Source organism: Blautia sp. AF14-40 (genome assembly GCF_003479665.1).
Taxonomy (GTDB): Bacteria; Bacillota; Clostridia; order Lachnospirales; family Lachnospiraceae; genus Fusicatenibacter; species Fusicatenibacter saccharivorans.
Genome location: NZ_QUHK01000002.1, coordinates 237,312 through 256,459 on the forward strand (window position 1 = coordinate 237,312; position 19,148 = coordinate 256,459).

General features: G+C 46.7%; 18 protein-coding genes and 1 pseudogene. 9 read left to right on the forward strand and 10 right to left on the reverse strand.

The window, feature by feature from the left end; translation table 11 throughout:
- Positions 1-23: 23 nt before the first annotated feature.
- The 9 genes from DWW13_RS03030 to ureA form a co-directional block, all read right to left on the reverse strand.
- Complete coding sequence (locus tag DWW13_RS03030) at positions 24-1,394, reverse strand: MATE family efflux transporter (RefSeq protein WP_118719157.1); 1,371 nt, start codon at positions 1,392-1,394, stop codon at positions 24-26.
- A gap of 153 nt (positions 1,395-1,547) precedes the next feature.
- On the reverse strand, positions 1,548-2,351 hold the full coding sequence (locus DWW13_RS03035; protein ID WP_199674832.1) for an urease accessory protein UreD: 804 nt from the start codon (positions 2,349-2,351) through the stop codon (positions 1,548-1,550).
- A complete protein-coding gene (gene ureG / locus DWW13_RS03040) occupies positions 2,351-2,959 on the reverse strand; it encodes an urease accessory protein UreG (RefSeq protein WP_118719159.1) in 609 nt (202 codons plus the stop codon). Before ureG ends, DWW13_RS03035 begins: the two co-directional genes overlap by 1 nt.
- A 48-nt stretch (positions 2,960-3,007) precedes the next feature.
- A complete protein-coding gene (locus tag DWW13_RS03045; protein ID WP_118719161.1) occupies positions 3,008-3,706 on the reverse strand; it encodes an urease accessory protein UreF in 699 nt (232 codons plus the stop codon).
- A gap of 90 nt (positions 3,707-3,796) precedes the next feature.
- Positions 3,797-4,273, reverse strand: coding sequence for an urease accessory protein UreE (locus DWW13_RS03050; protein ID WP_055221506.1), 477 nt, complete (start codon positions 4,271-4,273; stop codon positions 3,797-3,799).
- Positions 4,274-4,297: 24 nt separating this feature from the next.
- Positions 4,298-4,804, reverse strand: a complete 507-nt coding sequence (locus DWW13_RS03055) for an AmiS/UreI family transporter (RefSeq protein ID WP_118719163.1) — start codon at positions 4,802-4,804, stop codon at positions 4,298-4,300.
- A 42-nt stretch (positions 4,805-4,846) separates the two neighbouring features.
- On the reverse strand, positions 4,847-6,568 hold the full coding sequence (ureB, locus tag DWW13_RS03060; RefSeq protein WP_055221502.1) for an urease subunit beta: 1,722 nt from the start codon (positions 6,566-6,568) through the stop codon (positions 4,847-4,849).
- 15 nt (positions 6,569-6,583) lie between these two features.
- Positions 6,584-6,943 carry an urease subunit beta gene (gene ureB / locus DWW13_RS03065; RefSeq protein ID WP_055221500.1) on the reverse strand — a complete coding sequence of 120 codons (360 nt, stop codon included), beginning with the start codon at positions 6,941-6,943 and terminating at the stop codon, positions 6,584-6,586.
- 14 nt (positions 6,944-6,957) lie between these two features.
- A complete protein-coding gene (ureA, locus tag DWW13_RS03070; protein ID WP_118719165.1) occupies positions 6,958-7,260 on the reverse strand; it encodes an urease subunit gamma in 303 nt (100 codons plus the stop codon).
- A gap of 464 nt (positions 7,261-7,724) precedes the next feature.
- Between ureA and DWW13_RS03075 the strand changes: the two genes are divergently transcribed.
- From DWW13_RS03075 to DWW13_RS03115, 9 genes and pseudogenes are all read left to right on the forward strand, one after another.
- Positions 7,725-8,177, forward strand: a complete 453-nt coding sequence (locus DWW13_RS03075; RefSeq protein ID WP_055221490.1) for a GtrA family protein — start codon at positions 7,725-7,727, stop codon at positions 8,175-8,177.
- Between the two features lie 89 nt (positions 8,178-8,266).
- Positions 8,267-8,569 carry a DUF1294 domain-containing protein gene (locus DWW13_RS03080; protein WP_118719167.1) on the forward strand — a complete coding sequence of 101 codons (303 nt, stop codon included), beginning with the start codon at positions 8,267-8,269 and terminating at the stop codon, positions 8,567-8,569.
- A 28-nt stretch (positions 8,570-8,597) separates the two neighbouring features.
- Positions 8,598-8,702, forward strand: a pseudogene (locus DWW13_RS19965) (nucleotidyltransferase); the annotation flags it as partial.
- 142 nt (positions 8,703-8,844) lie between these two features.
- Positions 8,845-9,864 (forward strand): helix-turn-helix transcriptional regulator, encoded by a 1,020-nt coding sequence (locus tag DWW13_RS03090; protein WP_118719169.1) that lies wholly within the window; start codon positions 8,845-8,847, stop codon positions 9,862-9,864.
- 55 nt (positions 9,865-9,919) lie between these two features.
- Positions 9,920-12,154: a Piwi domain-containing protein gene (locus tag DWW13_RS03095; RefSeq protein ID WP_118594936.1), complete on the forward strand. Its 2,235-nt coding sequence runs from the start codon at positions 9,920-9,922 to the stop codon at positions 12,152-12,154.
- A 112-nt stretch (positions 12,155-12,266) separates the two neighbouring features.
- Positions 12,267-12,767 carry a nitroreductase family protein gene (locus DWW13_RS03100; protein WP_055221482.1) on the forward strand — a complete coding sequence of 167 codons (501 nt, stop codon included), beginning with the start codon at positions 12,267-12,269 and terminating at the stop codon, positions 12,765-12,767.
- On the forward strand, positions 12,760-14,022 hold the full coding sequence (locus tag DWW13_RS03105) for a DNA polymerase Y family protein (RefSeq protein ID WP_118594934.1): 1,263 nt from the start codon (positions 12,760-12,762) through the stop codon (positions 14,020-14,022). The genes DWW13_RS03100 and DWW13_RS03105 overlap by 8 nt, the downstream gene beginning before the upstream one ends.
- Positions 14,023-14,182: 160 nt before the next feature.
- Complete coding sequence (locus DWW13_RS03110; RefSeq protein ID WP_118719171.1) at positions 14,183-16,045, forward strand: AAA family ATPase; 1,863 nt, start codon at positions 14,183-14,185, stop codon at positions 16,043-16,045.
- 32 nt (positions 16,046-16,077) lie between these two features.
- The gene (locus DWW13_RS03115) at positions 16,078-17,436 is read left to right on the forward strand and encodes an MFS transporter (RefSeq protein WP_118719173.1); all 1,359 of its coding nucleotides are present in this window, start codon (positions 16,078-16,080) and stop codon (positions 17,434-17,436) included.
- A gap of 26 nt (positions 17,437-17,462) precedes the next feature.
- Here DWW13_RS03115 and DWW13_RS03120 read toward each other — a convergent pair whose 3' ends face one another.
- Entirely contained in the window at positions 17,463-19,109 is a 1,647-nt protein-coding gene (locus DWW13_RS03120; RefSeq protein WP_118719175.1) for a SulP family inorganic anion transporter, read from the reverse strand.
- Positions 19,110-19,148 lie beyond the last annotated feature (39 nt).

Here is a 19,148-nt window from a genome sequence, read left to right on the forward strand (position 1 = left end):
TTTTGCGTTTGGTATGAAAAATGTCAGCTGATCGGAGCCGTCGATGTCTTTGAATCATACTTTTTGTCGATATCCTTCATGACAAACAGATACGAAACACCGGTAAAGACAGCTGCCGTCACCCAGGCTGCCGGGTCACAGAAGCAGGCGAGCGGATAGCTGATGACTTTTATGGCAATCACAGCTACAATAAGGCGCGCAAAGAGTTCAGAAACACCGCCCATCATAGGCAGAAAGCCGTAGCCGCAACCCTGCATTGCATTTCGGAAAATAAAGATGGTGCAGAGCGGTACATAAAAAAGAGCACACATATAGGAATAAGTCTTTGCCCATGGCATCATGGCGGCCATATCGACATCACCCGAGAAGAAGAGGGAAAGACATGGCTTCAGAAGAAGGAAGACGAGAGCAGCGGCTGCGATCGAATACGTGATGGAAGTCAGAAGTGCAGCGCGAACTCCCTTTTTAATCCGTGGAATATCGCCCTTTCCGAAATTTTGCCCGCTGTAGGTTGCCATCGTCTGTCCCATTGCGGAAAAGCCCTGTGTGACCAGATTCTGCAGCTTACAGGCCGCCGTAAAAGCGGCAACCGCCTCCGAGCCGAACAGGTTAATGGCAGCCTGCATAATCATTGTACCGGATGCGGTGATGGCAAACTGGAGCGCCATCGGAATGCCCATCGAGAGCTGATGGCGGGAATCTGCCGCATGAAGCTTCCAGTGGTGTTTTTCCGGCCACATATCCGGCATGGAGCGGTAGATATAAAAAAGACAGAGCACAGCAGAAATTCCCTGGGAGAAAACGGTTGCATATCCGGCTCCCGCAACGCCCATTTTAAAACGAATGATGAGAAGCAGATCCAGAAGAACATTTAATACAGCCGAAAAAATCAGGAACATCAGCGGAGTCTGGCTGTTTCCTACTGCACGCAGATAGGAGGAAAGCAGATTGTAAAAAATCGTAGCGATCAGGCCACCGCAGATAATCATAATATAGGTATAAGCGTCCTGAAAAATATTTTCCGGTGTGTTCATGAGATGCAGCAATGGCCGCATGGAGATCATGCTGAAGAATGTCAGGACAACTGTGAAAAGGAGAGCCAGTAGAATGCCGTTTGCCACACTTCGCTTTACTCCGCGCGTATCCTTTGCACCGAACCGTTGCGATGTCAGAACCGTAAAGCCTGCTGTGATGCCCTGCGCAAATCCAAGCACCAAGAACATAATCGTTCCCGTAGAACCAACCGCCGCCAGCGCATCCGCCCCGACATACCGGCCGACGATGATCGTGTCCGCCATGTTGTAGAGCTGCTGGAAAATGTTTCCGATAATCAGCGGCAGCGTAAACTGCAGAATGACCGGAAGCGGACTTCCCTTTGTCATGTCTTTTTCCATGAGAAAACCTCCTCGAAATGATGGTAAAATTAGTTTTATCTTCGTTTCAAACGAAAGCTATTTTATCACATTCCAAAGAGGTTGTCACACCTTATTTTGACATTTTTCCGGTAATTTTTGATTGATTGAAATCAGAAATTTTCCAGTCTGTTTTTATAGAAGTTTTTCATACACAGTTTTGATTTTTTCCGCCGTCTGCTGCAGCTTCTGCGCACGGTGTCCGAAAATCCGAACAGCAAGATCGCCGCCGGAGAGCGTCGTTGCGCCGCCGTCGATTTCCGGATCGCCGTCAAGAATTTCCCGGATTTCATTGAGAAGCGTATCCGCGTATTTTGTCCGTGAGAGAAAAAGGTTCGCCATATGCGTGTATCCCTCGTACATACCAATCCCTTCCATCGGCATCTGATCGGGCAGATAGCAGGTGTTGTCGCGGTAGATCAGCTTTTGACCGCGGAAAATCTGTACCTTTGAGGTAAAGCGGCGGTACTGGAACCGCTCTTCGTGCGCATTCCGTCCGCAGGAGATGATTTCCAGCAGAAACAGGCGGGATGTCTCGTCTGCCAGATGAATCGTCATTGTACTCGTAAAAGAAGACTGTGCAAACGGAATGACGGGCTGCGGATAGTAGTAAAGTACCGCGTGCGGATCAACCTGAACGGAAATTGTGCGGGATGCCGATCCCTCGTCCATTTTGTGGATCTTCTCAAACGACTGCGACAGGACCTCGAGATCCGCCCCCTCTTTTACATGGTAAGAAAATTCCTGTGAATCCCCTTCCATAATACCCGCGGAGGCACAGAGAGGCATGATCTGGATTCCGCCGTTCTCTTTTGCAAACGGAGCCATAATCTTGTACGGCGCCGTAAAGGAGAGGTCTTCGAGAATCGTCTTTCCGTTTTTTAACGCCGCGCAGGCCGTGATGCGGGAAATCTTTCCGAATTTGTTTTCCATAAGCATCACATTCCTTCTAAGAGCACATTTTCTTTGATCCAGGAAACAACATCATCCACATGGACGTCGCCGCGGATGTTGGTGAACAGAAACGGACGCTCGCCACGCATTTTTTTCGAATCGTGTTCCATGACTTCCAGGCTTGCACCGACATACGGAGCCAGATCAATCTTGTTGATGACGAGAAGATCGGACCGTGTAATGCCAGGGCCGCCTTTCCGCGGAATCTTATCGCCCTCAGCGACATCGATAACAAAGATCGTGGCGTCCACAAGCTCCGGACTGAACGTAGCGGAGAGGTTGTCACCGCCGCTCTCGATAAAGAGAAGCTCGATGTCCGGAAACCGCTCCATCATCTCGTCGACGGCCTCGAGGTTCATCGAAGCATCCTCGCGGATCGCGGTGTGCGGGCAGCCGCCGGTCTCCACGCCGATGATGCGTTCCACCGGAAGGACGCTGTTCTTCGCGAGAAACTGTGCGTCCTCCTTTGTATAAATATCGTTGGTAATAACGCCAATACTGTAATCGTTTGCCATTTTCCGGGACAGCGCCTCAATCAGTGCCGTTTTTCCGGAGCCGACCGGTCCTGCTACTCCAATTTTTACGTAAAACATAACACATACCTCTTTTCCTGAAAATAATGATTGCGCGAAACAAACACATTACGACATATAAAGACGGGAATACAGTGTTTCATGCTGGATCCCGCGGATATCAAAGCCCGGCGCAGAAAGACAGAGATCCTCCGCACTCCGGTGTTCCAGATCTTTTAAAATCTCGGCAAATTCCGCATAGCATCCGCCGAGAAGCTGCTGTCCGGCGCTCTGGCTTAACGGGATCGTTTTGACGCAGTTTGTCACGATCGCGGAAGTCTGCGCATAGAGATAATGCGACAGCGCATCGGCAAGCGGAATGTTCATGGCAGCGCAGAAAACACCGTAGATACAGCAGTGGTTTATCGCCTGCCCTTTCCTGGCAGTAAGATAACGACGGAAGATCCCGTTTTCCTCTTTTGTCACGGGCAGCTCCAGCTTTTCGATCGTCTTTGCAAAACGGGACCCCATTTTCCGTGCGGCCTCCCTTTGTTCCATTGGAATCCGCGACGCTTCCAGAATTTCTTCAATCGAAAGAAGCTGTTCCAGATCCCCGTATGCGGCAGCAAGATAGGAGAGTCTTGCGGCGAGAAGCTCCGTGAAGGCAAGATTCCATCGGATTTTGTGGTGGATATATTCCTTTGCCGCCGCCTCATCGTGCACAATTTCACGCTGAATATACGTTTCGAGTCCCTGCGAGTGCGAGTACGCGCCGATCGGAAACAGGGCGTCGTTGATCTGAAGAAGATAAAAATTAAGTTCGGACATAAAAAGTCTCCTGAAAAATCATAAGATATCGAATGAGCCTGCCCGCGAAAAGGGGCCGGCCCATTCTTTTCTGCGTGCGGACAGACCGCATCAGTGATGATGATTGTGGATCGATGCGGAAATCCGCTGGTCGAAATCGAGCTTTTTCAGTTCTTTTTCGGCCGTAACGCCGTGGAGTTTCTGAAGCATCAGAAGCATCGGCTCATTGTAAATCGTGATAAAAGTATCGTTTTCGCCCCAGAACAGCGGTGCATGGCGGTTGCCGATCTCGTAGCAGACCTTTGCCGCCTGCTTTTCGTGACCCGGAGTAAGGGAAACGCGGATCACCTCGCACGGAGGCGTATTGACGGCGATGATTTTTTCATCGTCTGCATAGAGCACATCACCCTGATACAGACCCCTTGTGAGAATGGAATCGTCCATGCGGATGCCGAGCTCCGTTCCGTGGTCGGTCGTCTTTTTATGAATCTTTTTGAAGGCTTCATGCCATTCGATATCGACGTATTCGATCGTTTTTCCGGAAGTGTCAAATTCCGAAAGTTTTCCTAAAATCTGTTCGCAAACCATTGAAAAAAGTTCCTCCTTACCGAATTACCAGATCTGAAGCAGCATCATGACGCCCGGGATCCACGCGGTGACAACGCCCTCAAATACCTGAAGGCACGGCACAAATTTTCCGAACTTCGTTCCGCAGATATCCTCCACAAAAGAAGTACCCCAGAGAATGGCCCACAGATACCAGATGCCCGCCCAGCGGAGATCCGGCGTGATGTCAAGCGCCGCGCTTCCAATGAAGCCTTCGATCGTTCCGAAGATGACAGCGTTGACGGCAACAAAGGTCGAAAACCACGCAAAAGGGATCGGGTTGGCGTTTAAAAATTTATTGACGGCCACAAAGAGGTAAGTGAAGCAGAACAGCAGTCCCGTTCCGGCAGCGTAATAATTTCCCTGCACGAGATTCACGAAGTTGATGAAAAGGGAAAGTCCGCCGGTAAAGATATTCATTACAGCGGCCGAGCGTCCATCCACATGGTACAGGGTGCACATGCCGTTGTTGATCAGTACAATTCCTACAAATAAAAGACACACTCCAAGCATAATAAAATTCTCCTCGTATGGTTTTACAGAATGCAGAGCCGTTTAGAACAGGCTGTAAAGCTGGGTCAGCGGCAGTTTTTCTGCTGGCTTGGAAGTGATCTCCTCGCCGTCAACAGTGACCTTATATGTCTCCGGATCTACGGTAAGCACCGGCGTGCGGTCGTTCCATACCATATCCTTTTTGCTGATACTGCGGCAGCCGTGTACCGGGACAACCGTTTTTTCCAGTCCGTATGCGTCTTTGATACCGGCATCGAAAGCAGCCTGGGAAACGAAGGTCAGGCATGCCTCCTGTTTTGCTTTTCCGTGAGCGGCAAACATCGGCTGATAGCAGACCGGCTGTGTCGTCGGGATCGAAGCGTTGGCGTCTCCCATTTTCGAAGCGACGATCATACCGCCTTTGATGATCATATCCGGTTTGGAGCCGAAGAAAGCAGGATTCCAGAGCACGAGATCAGCAAATTTTCCCTTTTCGACCGAGCCGACATACTCGGAGATACCGTGGGTGATGGCCGGGTTGATCGTATATTTTGCGATATAACGTTTCACGCGGAAGTTATCGTTTTCATGACCGGCATCCTGCGGCAGAGCGCCGCGCTCATCCTTCATTTTGCTTGCGGTCTGCCACGTACGGGTGATGACCTCACCGACACGGCCCATCGCCTGGGAGTCGGAACTCATCATACTGAAAATACCCATATCGTGCAGAACATCCTCTGCGGCGATCGTCTCCGGGCGGATACGGGAATCCGCGAACGCAACGTCCTCCGGGATGTGCTTGTCGAGGTGGTGGCATACCATCAGCATGTCAAGATGCTCATCAAGTGTGTTAACAGTGTAAGGCATTGTCGGATTCGTGGAGGAAGGCAGAACGTTCGGTGCAGCAGCAGCGCGGATGATGTCCGGTGCGTGGCCGCCGCCGGCTCCCTCGGTGTGGTACGTATGGATGGTTCTTCCGCCGATGGCCGCAAGCGTATCTTCGACGCATCCGCCTTCGTTCAAAGTATCGGTGTGGATGGCAACCTGGACATCGAACTCATCGGCAACGTTGAGGCAGTGGTTAATGACCGCCGGCGTTGCGCCCCAGTCCTCGTGGATTTTCAGGCCCATCGCACCGGCTTTGACCTGCTCAATCAACGGAGCCTCGTCGGAGCAGTTGCCCTTGCCGAGAAAACCAAGGTTCATCGGATATTCCTCTGCGGCTTTCAGCATCATGCGCAGATTCCACGGTCCCGGGGTACACGTCGTTGCGTTCGTGCCGTCCGCCGGGCCGGTGCCGCCGCCGATCATCGTGGTCACGCCGCTGTAGAGGGAGCAGTCAATCTGCTGCGGGCTGATAAAGTGGATGTGAGTATCGATGCCGCCTGCCGTAACGATCATACCCTCGCCGGCCAGAGCCTCGGTCGATGCGCCGACCGTCATGCCAGGAGTCACGCCGTCCATGACATCCGGGTTTCCGGCTTTTCCGATGCCGGCAATTTTTCCGTCTTTGATTCCGATGTCTGCTTTTACAATGCCTGTAGCATCCACGATCAGAGCGTTTGTGATGACAAGATCAAGGTCTCCGTCTCTGCTGCAGGTCTTGACGGACTGTCCCATACCGTCGCGGATGGATTTGCCGCCGCCGAATTTTACTTCATCGCCGTATGTGGTGTAGTCTTTTTCGACTTCAATCACAAGGCTGGTGTCGGCAAGGCGGACCTTATCGCCGACGGTCGGACCGTACATAGCGGCATATTTACTTCCGGAAATTTTTACACTCATTTTTGCTGTCCCTCCTTACAGAAATCCTTTTAACTTCGCGTTTTCCAGTGATGCGGCTTTCGTGTCAGCGGTAGCCTGTGCGCGGGTCAGGTCATTCAGACCGAAGACACGTTTTCTGCCGCCCATCTCGACGAGCTGCACCTCTTTTTCCTCGCCCGGCTCAAAACGGACCGAAGTTCCGGAAGGAATATCGAGGTGATAACCGTACGCCGTTTCCCGGTCAAAAGAGAGGCACCGGTTGACCTCAAAGAAATGAAAATGGGAGCCGACCTGAACGGGACGGTCGCCCTTATTTGCTACCATGACAGTGACTGTCTTTTTGCCTTCGTTTAATGTGATCTCGCGATCGGAAGCCATGATTTCACCGATTTTCATATGATGTCTCCTCCTTACTGAATCGGATTATGTACAGTGACCAGTTTGGTTCCATCCGGGAACGTTGCCTCGACCTGAACCTCGCCGATCATATCGACAACGCCGTCCATGACATCGTCGCGGGTTAGAATCTTTGTGCCGAGCTGCATCAGCTCCACAACGGTCTTTCCGTCCCTTGCCAGTTCCAGAAGCTCGGAACTGATGTAGGCGAGTGCTTCCGGGTAATTCAGTTTCAAGCCGCGTGCTCTCCGCTCTTTGGCGAGATTACCGGCCATATGAAGCATCAGTTTTTCCTGTTCCTTGGGATTTAATCTCATGGTGTTCCTCCTTTTTTGCATAGAAAAAGAGCAGACCAGGGAGAAAACATTTCTGTTCAGACTCCTTTGTCTGCTCTTTCATATTTTATATCACGCATTATAACGGGTGTTTTTTATTTGGTCAAGAACTTTTTGCTATTTTTTTGATTGCTTTTTTCATGTACAGCAGAGGAAAAACCATAGAAAGCAAAGAAAAGAGGGGAAAATGCAGAAGAAAACAAAGAAAATTCTCTGAAACAAACTGTATATCCGCGAAAAATACCTGTTCTGCGTGGTCGGAACCGTAGTGTCGTTTGTCCTCGCCTGGGCGTTATACCTGGTATCCCTGCTAGTGCACGGCGTTTCGAATGTATCTGGCGTTTTTGCTGTGATAAAATTTGCAGAAACTTGAAAAAAATGGCATTGTATGGTATTCTTTACAGGATATTGCTTAAAAATTATATAAGAAGAAACAGAGGAAAAAAATGAAAAAATTATTTGCACAGATTGTGAAATTCGGTATCGTCGGTTTCATCAGCTTTGGTATTGATTACGTGACCGGACTGATCGTTCTGAATCTTGTTATGGCGCTGACCTCCAGTTCCTATTTTGAAATGGCATCGCTTGTCGGTTCTGTTGCCGGATTTACTGTGTCCGTCATCGCCAATTACATTTTAAGTTTCAAATTTGTCTTTGAGCGAAAAGAAGACCTGAACAAAAAAGTCGAATTCATTACCTTCGTCGTCCTTTCCCTGATCGGAATGCTGCTGAACAGCTTCCTGATCTGGATTGTAGTAGGACCGATCTACCGGGGGAGCACTGCACTGCAGCAGCACATCGGCTACAACCTGATTTACACCATTGCAAAAGTCTTTGCAACTGCGGTTGTCATGGTGTACAACTTTATTACCAGAAAAATCTTTCTGGAGAAGAAATGATTCTGAAAAAAATCTGAAAAGAAGGCAGCGGAGAAAAACGCTGCCTTCTTTTCAAAGAAAGATAAAAAGGAAAGGCTGGTGAAGAGAGAATGAACCTTCACATTCAACTACAGGCAGGATTGTACCTGTATCTGATCTGTATTAATATCATTACCATAGCAGTCTATGGAATCGACAAACGAAACGCCGTGTATGGAAAATGGAGAATCCGCGTTTCCACGCTTCTTACCTTGGCCGCCGCCGGCGGCTCACCCGGAGCCCTGCTGGCGATGCACCTGTTCCATCACAAGACAAGAAAAAAGAAGTTTACCATCGGCGTTCCGCTGATGCTGCTGGTGCAGATCGCGCTTTTTTTCTTTCTTGTGAAAGCAGATTTTTCGATCTCAATCTGAGAAAGAAAGGTGATGAAAGTGGAAATGAGCCGTCCAGTCCTTCGGCGGCTATGCAGACGCACAGCTTAGCCGCCTGCAAAATGCGTTGGCGCGCGGCACTTTCTTGCAGAGTGAGAAAGAACAGCATATTTATGAAATGCTTTTAGATATGTAAAAACATCTGTCCAATAGGGCAGATGTTTTTACGTGTGCCATTATTGTGACAGATGATATAATATTATGATAAAAAGCGGCGAAAAGGTAAGATACATATAAAATGATCAAAAGGAGAAAGAATGGGAACTGATCATAAAGAAAAACTGATTCGAGTGTTACAGATTTTAGAGAAAACAGATGAAAAAAGTCCGATGAATGCGACACAGATTTTGAAATATCTGGAAGAGGAATATCAAATAGAACAGGTCGATCGTCGTTCTGTTTATCGTGATATTAAAATGCTGCAATTTTGTGGTTATGAAATATATCAGTGTGCGGATAAAAAGATGGGCTGGTATATGAAAAAATATATATTTTCGGACTGGGAAATTAAAATTATGTTGGATGCAGTACAGCAGGCAAGATGCATTTCTGCAAAGGAAGCAAAGGAATTGAAAGAACGACTATTGGATCTTACAAGTAAGAGAAGTCGAAGCAGATTTTGTCATATGATGACACCCAAGGCAGGAAACATGGATTCTGATAGGGAAACAGGATACTACATTGAAACAATGCTGGAAGCTATGTATCTCCATAAAAAAATTGAATTTCAATATACAGAAGTAAATGAGAAGTTGCAAAAGGTGCTTCGAAGAGAAGGAAAAAAATATTCGCTTAATCTTTATGAAATATATTGGTCTGATAATACCTATTATTTAATCGGGGCACATGATCATTATGATAGACTTACAAGTTATAGGCTTGATCGAATTGAAAATCTGGAGATATCACAGAGTGACGCGATTGACGCTGTAGAAAAAATAGGTCCAAATCCCGAACTTATTATTCGGAAATATATTGAAGAAAGTGTAAACCATTTCCTGGGGGAAACCGTAAGAATAGAAGTGGAATATAAACCAGAACCGGCGGCAAATGCAATTCTCTATGATTTTGTTGGGAAAAATGTATCGGTCCAAAAACTGGAAAATGGAAATTGCAGAGCCGTTTTTTATAAAATGAACAGTGTAACTTTACTTGGATGGTTCATGAAATATATGGATAAGTTTATGGTTATAGAACCACAAATGCTGCGGGAAAATATAAAGACAAAATTGGAGAATACATTGGAAATAATGAATAATATAAATGGATCACAATAATACAGGACAAAAAAATATGATAAAACAAACTTTATGAAAACCAGGAGGAACTATATTGGAAAAAGATTTAAAAATGGAAGTATTTGCGTCAGTAGATACTGTAAAACCGGTAGAATTTCATGTTTATGAACTTCATGCACAAAAAATAGGAAATACATATTCTATTATCAGAGGGGCAGCCTGGAAATTACGAAACTGGAATCAGGCAGGCGTATTTGAAGATGGAAACAAAATCTATGCGACGGAAAAACTGCAAGAGAAAATCCCAAATGCTGATTTTACAGTCGAATATGAGGGATCACGAGAACTGCCTGTTTTAGAAAACAGAAGAATCTATCAGGAACTTATCAAATACTGGATCACACAAAAACTATCCCAAATTTTGATTTTTGGAAAATACAGAAAATATTCCTGTAAAAGTAATGTGACAAGTAAGTGGATTATGACAAATCAGGGATTTGAGACGTTTTCGTCAGGAAACAGAGAAATTAGTCTGGAACGGAAATATAATTTCTGGGTTACTATTATGGATGATGAAAAAGCATATCTGAGAATTGATACCAGCAGTCTTTTTTCATCGAATCAAACTGTAGCTGATTATCTGGAAAAAGGACTAAATCTAATTGGTCAGGAAGTAAAAAATGACTGGGCAAAGAATAATCAGACAGGCATTCTGACAGAAATCTGTGATTTGACCGTAACGGATAAACTGGATTTTGCAGATAGTCTAAAGGCGTATTATATCCAACGAAATGAAGCATACAGGGTAGAGAATATTTCTGATGATACCAGGATAGTTAAGGTGGCACTTCAGACGGGAATAGAATTACCTTATTATCCGCAGGCATTAAAACCAGTATTGACAAGAGAAACGGTAAGCCGTATGGATGCAGCTTTTTCTATGCGGACAGAGTCCTTGGTAAAACGGAATATGAAGACCAGAGTACTTTTAGACCAGGATTTTATACAGGATATTGGAACGATTGAGCCACTTGACGGAATGAAATTTGAAACAGATCCATGTACAGTAGAGAAAATTGGCTATAAGAAAGGTAAAGTTAAAGAACCGCTGTTAGTTTGTGGAAAAGATAAGGCTCTTAAATGCGGCGAAGAATTTAAAGTATTCAACTACGGTTTTTATCGAAAGACGGAAAAAGAAATAAAAATAGGATATTTGTATCCGAGAAATTCCTATGATTTGATGAAGGCAGTTGTAAATGGGATTTATACCTTTGCGAAACTTGGAAAGTATCACGGGGAAAAGGATTTATATACCATGGCGGGACTGCTGGATCTGGATGTAAAGGCAATGGTACGGGAAGAATATGAGTTGGGAGATATTACAGATTATAAAAGAGCTGCCAATAAATTGCAGAAGATAGAAGGAATCGATCTGGTCATTGCACTTGTACCAGATGGGATGGAGGAAGATGGACCGTACAATCCGTTTAAAACTATTTGGGCAAAGGCTAATATCCCGTCACAGATGATCAGTATGAAAACAGCAAAATTGTTCGCTGAGGAAGCAAAAGAAGGGAATAAGGCAAAAAATAATTCAAGATATTACCTTCACAATATAATTCTTGGAATTCTTGGAAAAACAGGCGGGATTCCATGGGTTGTAAAAGATATGCCTGGCAATGTGGATTGTTTTGTAGGTCTTGATGTTGCGACGATAGCAAAAGGAATTCATTATCCTGCCTGCTCGGTTGTGTTTGACAAATATGGCCGTCTGCTTGGATTTTATAAACCGGCAGCACCACAGCAGGGAGAAAAAATTACTACCAGGATTCTTCAGGATATTTTTGATCAGGTGATTTTTGCATATGAAGACCGTTTTGGTGAAATGCCGAAGAACATTGTGATTCATCGAGATGGATTCAGCAATGAAGATGATGAATGGTATAAAAATTACTTTGCGGCCAAGGGAATTATGTATAATATTATTGAAGTAAGAAAAAATATCAGCAGTAAACTGATATTCTGGCAGAATGGGCAGATAGAGAATCCACCGATGGGATACTGTGTTTATAACGCAGACAAAGGATATCTTGTGACGACAAATATGAAAAATAAAAAAGGATCACCGAATCCCATTTTGATTGAGAAAAAATGTGGAAATCTTTCTATGGCTGATATTTTGACACAGGTGCTTTATCTTTCGCAGTTACACGTGGGGTCAACACAAAAAATGCGGCTTCCTATTACGACTGGATATGCGGACAAAATTTGTAAGAATAGAGAATTTGTTCCGGAAGGAAAGATGGACGATCGGCTATTCTTTTTGTGAAAAATAAAACATAGATAAAAATGAGACGACAGGGATTCTGGAGTTTTTTTAGAAAAAATGCTATAATAGTCTGCAAAGAGACATCCCATAAGAAACCAAGGAGGATTTTGAAATGAACAGTATTTTTCACAGAATCAGTGTTAGAAAATATGAAGACAAGCCGGTTGAAAAAGAAAAAATTATGCAGATCTTAAAAGCAGGCATGCAGGCTCCAAGCGCGTGCAACCAGCAGCCGTGGGAATTTTATGTGGTAACGGATAAGAAAAAAATTGAGGCGCTTTCTAAAATGACACCGTACACCGGCTGCGCAGCAAAAGCTCCGGTTGTGCTGGTATCGGCATATCGCCTGGAAGGTCTTGTCGCTCCAGCATTTGCGCAGATCGATATGTCGATTGCCCAGGAAAATATCTGGCTGGAAACGGATGCGCTTGGTCTTGGCGGCGTATGGTTCGGCATTGCACCAAATGAAGAAAATATGGAAAAAGTAAGAGTTCTGCTGGGACTGCCGGAAGAAGTTCATGTCTTTGCGCTGTTTGCTCTTGGCTATCCTGCCGAGCACAGAGAGCAGCAGGACCGCTTTAAACCAGAACGGATTCATTTTATCGATGAATAAAACAAAGAAGCCGGCAGACCGCCTGATTTTCCATGTAGATGTCAACAGCGCCTTTTTATCCTGGGAGTCCGCGCGGCGGATGAAAGAGGGGCTGCCGGATCTGCGGGACATTCCCGCCTGCATCGGCGGTGACCCGGCAAAAAGGACGGGTATCGTTGTAGCAAAGTCGATTCCGGCGAAAAAATGCGGTGTCCAGACCGGCGAGCCTGTGGCAATGGCACTGCGAAAATGCCCGAATATGGTTATTGTTCCCAGTGATTTCGATCTTTATGTCAAGTGCTCCCGGGCCTTCAAGAAAATCTGCGCATCCTACACTCCGGTCATGGAGTCTTTCTCGATTGACGAAGTGTTCCTTGATATGACGGGAACCTCTCTTTTGTACCCGGATCCGATCGCGGCAGCACATGAAATTAAAGACCGGATTTCCGACGAGCTGGGATTTACGGTAAATGTCGGCATTTCCACCAATAAACTCCTGGCCAAAATGGCGTCCGATTTCGAAAAACCGAACAAAGTGCATACCCTGTTTCCAGAAGAAATCCCTGCGAAGATGTGGCCTCTTCCGGTACGCGAGCTTTTGTTTCTCGGCAAAGCGTCCGAAAAGAAGCTGACCGAGGCCGGAATCCGCACGATCGGAGATCTGGCACATGCATGGGAAACTGATATTCAGACCCTGATTGGCAATAAAAACGGCCATCAGCTGTACCAGTACGCCCGCGGCATCGACGATTCCCCCGTAAAAGCACAGCCCGATGAGGCGAAAGGCTTCAGCGCAGAGACGACCTTTAACGAGGACATCGTCTCTATCGAACAGGTCGACCCGATTCTTCTCGCCCAGTGTGACATCGTGGCCGCCCGCATGCGTCGGAAAAAGAAAAAATGCACCTCCGTTTCCATAACCTTCCGCACCCTCGATTTCCGAAACCGCTCACACCAGACAAAACTTCCAAATGCGACCGATATCACAGATGAAATCTACCGCTGCGCCAAACAGCTCTTCCGCGAATCCTGGAAAGGAGAGCCCCTCCGCCTGATCGGTGTCTCCGTAACCGGCCTTACCGAAGACGATTTCGAACAGCTCTCCCTCTTCGAAGATCCCGAAAAGAAGGAGAAAAGCCGTAAACTCGATGCCGCCCTCGACGCAATCCGCCAGAAATACGGCAACGACAAAGTCACCCGCGCAAGCATCCTGAACGGAGCACAGGGAATTGCAAGAAAAGCGAAGGCACAGATGAAAAATGATGCGGAAAACTGAAAAATAATCTTCAAAGAAGGCAGCGGAGAAAAACGCTGCCTTCTTTGAAAATAAAGCAAAACAACGATAATATTCGGAAAAATGAAAATACAACAATTGATATATTTCTGAAAATAAGATATAATAATCGGAAAGAAGCACACTGGAAAGGAGGGAACGAATGAAAACATGCAAGGAAATGGCAAAGCTATGGGACGTTACGGAACGCACTGTAACAACTTTCTGCAAAACAGGTAAAATTCCAGGAGCCGTAAAAGAAGGAAAAAGCTGGCGCATTCCGGATGAGGCAGAAAAACCAGTGGATGGCAGAATACTGTCAGGAAAGTATGTAAAAAAAGAGGAAAAAGAAGTAAGAAAGCCACTCCCGATCGGAATATCGGATTACGTACGGGCACAGTCGGAATATTATTATGTGGACAAGACAGGAATGATCAAAGAATTTCTGGATCGAAAACCACTGGTATCACTGTTTACGCGGCCGAGACGATTTGGAAAGACGTTGAATATGGATATGCTTCGCGTTTTCTTTGAAATTTCCGATACAGATACCAGCCAGTATTTCCGGGACAAAGAAATCTGGAAATGTGGAGAAGAATACCGAGAGCATCAGGGAAAATATCCGGTTATTTTTCTGACGTTTAAAGATATAAAATTTGCGTCCTGGGAACTGACTTTTGCAAAAATTGCAGAGCTGGTACAGGAAGAGTTCGGCAGACATAAGGAACTTGGAACGAGTGAGAAACTGGAACCATATGAGAAGGATTATTTTCGGAAAATACTGGCAGGTCAGGCAAATGAAGTAGAGCTCTCCTCGTCTCTGCAGAAACTTTCCAAAATGCTTCATGAACATTATGGAAAAGCACCGATCATTATGATCGATGAATATGATGCACCGATTCAGGAAGGCTATTCGAAAAAGTTTTATGAAGAAATTGTTGGATTTATGCGGAATTTCTTTTCCGGCGCATTCAAAGACAACCGGCATCTGTCGTACGGTTTTTTAACTGGAATTCTGCGGATTGCACAGGAAAGTATATTCAGTGGTCTGAATAATCTGACGGTAAATTCCATTCTGGATGAGACATATGATAAATACTTTGGATTTACCCGTGCAGAAGTCCATAAAATGCTGCGGGATTACGGTGCTCTCGAAAAAGAAGCAGAGCTTAAAACCTGGTATGACGGATATCTTTTTGGCGCAGAAGAAATTTACAATCCCTGGTCCGTGGTCAACTATATTGCACAGGGGTGTATTCCAAAGGCATATTGGGTAAACACCGGAAAGAATGAAATTCTGGAAGAAGTTCTGAAGGCAGCGACAGAGGATGTCATAGAGAAATTGTATGCATTGCTGCAGGGAGAGCGAGTGGTTGCGAGAATCGATCAAAATGTAGTTTACCGGTCTCTGCTGGAAGAACCCTCCAGTATTTACAGTCTGCTTCTGGTTGCTGGATATCTGAAAACACCAAAAAAGGAGTTGCAGACAGACGGATCGTATCTGTGTGAGGTATCCATTCCCAACTGGGAGATTGCGGCAGTTTACAAAGCAGAGATTTTATCCCATCTGCTGCAGATTGGAGCAGTAACCAGAACGACAGCAGACCGGATTGCGGAAAGCCTGTATACGAATGATGTGAAAAAACTGCAGAGTGCGATTGCAGAGTATATGGACAAGTCGATCAGTTTTTACGATGCGGGCGCAGAAGGTTTTTACCATGGACTGGTACTGGGACTGATTGCATTGCTGGATCAACAGTATAAAATCACATCCAACCGGGAATTCGGAGAGGGACGGTACGATATCAGCCTGTTCCCGCGAGAACTCCGGTATCCTGGCATTCTGATGGAACTAAAATGGAAAAAGGGGATTACAGAAGACACACTGAAAAAATTAGCGAAAGAAGCATTAAACCAGATTGAAACACAGCGATACGATACAGAAATGCGGCAGGAAGGGGTTACGGAAGTCATCAAACTTGGAATCGCCTTTTCTGGAAAAAATGTAAAAATTTGGACGGTATAAAAACAGGAGAAGACAAAACAGGGGGAAGCAAAATGAAAAAATTAACAACGGCAAAGATATGGCAGTTCGCAGCAGGCCAGTTTGGATGGGCGCTGCTGTCTGGTATCATATCGAACTGGCTGGTGTACTTTTATCAGCCGGATGAAACCGCAATCAGCCAGGGACAGACGGTATTCATACCGCAGGGACTGGTGATTTTCGGGGTTTTTACCATCATTGGAGGGATCACAGCCTTCGGAAGAATTTTTGATGCATTCACTGATCCGATGATTGCGTCCTGGTCAGATCGGTGCACTTCAAAAAACGGACGGCGGATCCCGTTCTTAAAAGGCGCGTCCCTGCCGCTGGCACTTTCCACCGTGCTGGTGTTCTGGTCACCGGTGAATGAAAACAGCTGGATCAATGCGGCATTCTTGTTTGGTATGATTCTAGCATATTACCTTTCGATCACGGCATACTGTACTCCGTACAATGCCCTGATTCCGGAACTGGGCCATACACAGCAGGAACGCCTGAATATATCCACCATCATTTCTTTCACCTTTATTGCAGGAACCGCTGTGGCCTATCTGGCACCGGCGATCTGGGGTACGCTGATTCCTTTCTTCGGAAGAGTAAATGCAATCAGGATCACTTTCACAGCCATGGCAGCGGCAGCATTCATATGCATGCTTGTGCCGGTATTCTGCATCCGGGAAAAAGATTACGTAGATACCGTTCCCTCGAAGGATTCGGCCTTTCGTTCCCTTACAGCAACCTTTCGGAATGGAGAATTCCGGAAATTTGTAGGATCTGATATCTTTTACTGGATCGCGCTCACCATGTTCCAGACGGGCCTTCCGTTTTTCGTCACCAGTCTGCTGAAACTCCCGGAGACAATGACAACACTGTATTTTGTGGGAATGACCGCACTGTCGCTTGTCTTTTACGTTCCGGTCAACAAGCTGACACCGAAACTGGGCAAGAAAAAGATGATTCTGTTTGCCTTTGCTGTTTTCAGCCTTGCATATTTTTACACAGGCTTTATGGGAAACATCCCGTTCATCCCGGAAGCCGTACAGGGCCTGATTCTGACAGTCGCGGCAGCACTTCCCATGGCGATTTTCGGTATTCTGCCGCAGGCGGTTGTCGCAGATATTGCACAGAGCGATGCGGTTACCTCGGGAAGCAGCCGCGAGGGAATGTTCTACGCAGCCAGAACTTTCGCCTTCAAGCTGGGGCAGAGCCTTTCCATGCTGATCTTTACGGCGGTCTCCACTATTGGAAACGGCAGTGGAACCGGATACCGGATTGCAGCATTCGGTGCAGCTGTATTCTGCGGCGCAGGCGGACTGATACTGATGTTTTACGATGAGAAAAAGATTAACTGCGTGATCAACGGAAAAGCATAGGTCAGTACTCAGCACGGCGGCCTTTTTTATCTCGAAATCAGCTCCTCCGCATGCTTTAATGCATCCGAAATATTCGAACAGAAATTTTCTTCCCCGACAAGCTCCACAAAGCCGGATTTTTTCATCACCTTCATCGGCTGCTCATTCACATGAGAGAAGACGAGGGTGATCCCTTTCGATTCGCAGAGCTTCGTCAGATTCTGGAGTGCATTCATGGCTGTACTGTCGATCGCCGGTACGCTCCGCATCCGGAGAACGAGACATTTTGTGAAATCCTTTACCACGATGTGCTCAATCGCATCCGCCGCGCCAAAGAAGAGCGGTCCTGTGATCTCGTATACACGGATTTCCAGCGGCAGCTTCTGCAGATGTTCATCCACCGCCGGGGAATCATCGTCTACATAGACCCAGCTGTCGGCGTGCGTTTCCTCGCTCATCCGCTTGATGAAAAGCAGGCAGGCCAGAACCATGCCGATCTCGATTGCGACAACGAGGTCAAACACAACGGTCAGCACAAACGTAGTAAAAAGAACGATAATATCACTCTTCGGAGCCGTGCGTACAAGATGCATGAAGGTTCTCCACTGGCACATATTGTAGGCAACAAGGAACAGAATCGCGGCAATCGTCGGCATCGGAATCATACCCGCAAACGGCATCAGCACAACAAGAACGATGACGAGCGTAATGGAATGCACCATACCCGCAACCGGCGTGCGTCCGCCGTTTTTGATATTTGCCGCCGTTCTGGCAATCGCTCCCGTAGCCGGAATACCGCCGAAAAGCGCAGAAGCAATATTTCCGGCACCCTGTGCAATCAGCTCTGTATCCGAACGATGCTTGCTGTTGATCATGCCGTCCGCAACAACACAGGAGAGAAGCGACTCAATCGCCGCAAGCACCGCGATCGTAAACGCATTTGGAATCGCCGACTGAATCAGTTTCATGTCAAAAACCGGCAGATGAAGCGTCGGAAGCGCATTGCTGATTGTGTACAGATTTCCAATCGTAGAAACGTGCAGCGGCAGAAACTGAACCATCAGAATACCGGCAATAACAGCAATCAGCGATCCTGGGATTTTCTTGAAAATCAGCGGAGACACGATCAGAATGGCAAGGCTGACCCCTCCGACAATCAGCGCATCCGGTGAAATTGTGGAAAAATTCTCCGCAAATGCCTTCAGTTTTTCCATCGTTTCAATCGGCTTTACCCCGTCAGGATACGTAACGCCGCAGAAATCCTTCAGCTGTCCGATCACGATCGTCACCGCAATACCGGAAGTAAAACCCGTTGTAATCGTATAAGGAATAAACTTGATCAGACTTCCAAAATGACAGAAGCCCATGATAATAAGGAAGACACCGGCAAGAATGGTCGCCGTCATCAGCCCCTCGAGGCCGTTCCGCGCGACAATACCGGCAACAATCGTAGCAAACGCGGCCGTCGGACCGGCAATCTGGACACAGCTTCCGCCGAGCGCGGAAATCACAAAGCCCGCCACAATCGCGGTGAAAATACCAGCCTCCGGTCCCACGCCGGAAGCAAGAGCCAGTGCAATAGAAAGAGGAAGTGCAATGATCGCAACGATGATACCGGCAGTCACATCTTTGGCAAACTGCGCGCGGTCATAGGACTTCAGAGAAGTGAGTAGCATTGGTTTGAACGAATTCATTTGAAAACTGCGCGTCGCATTCTCGTTACTTTAGCCTGC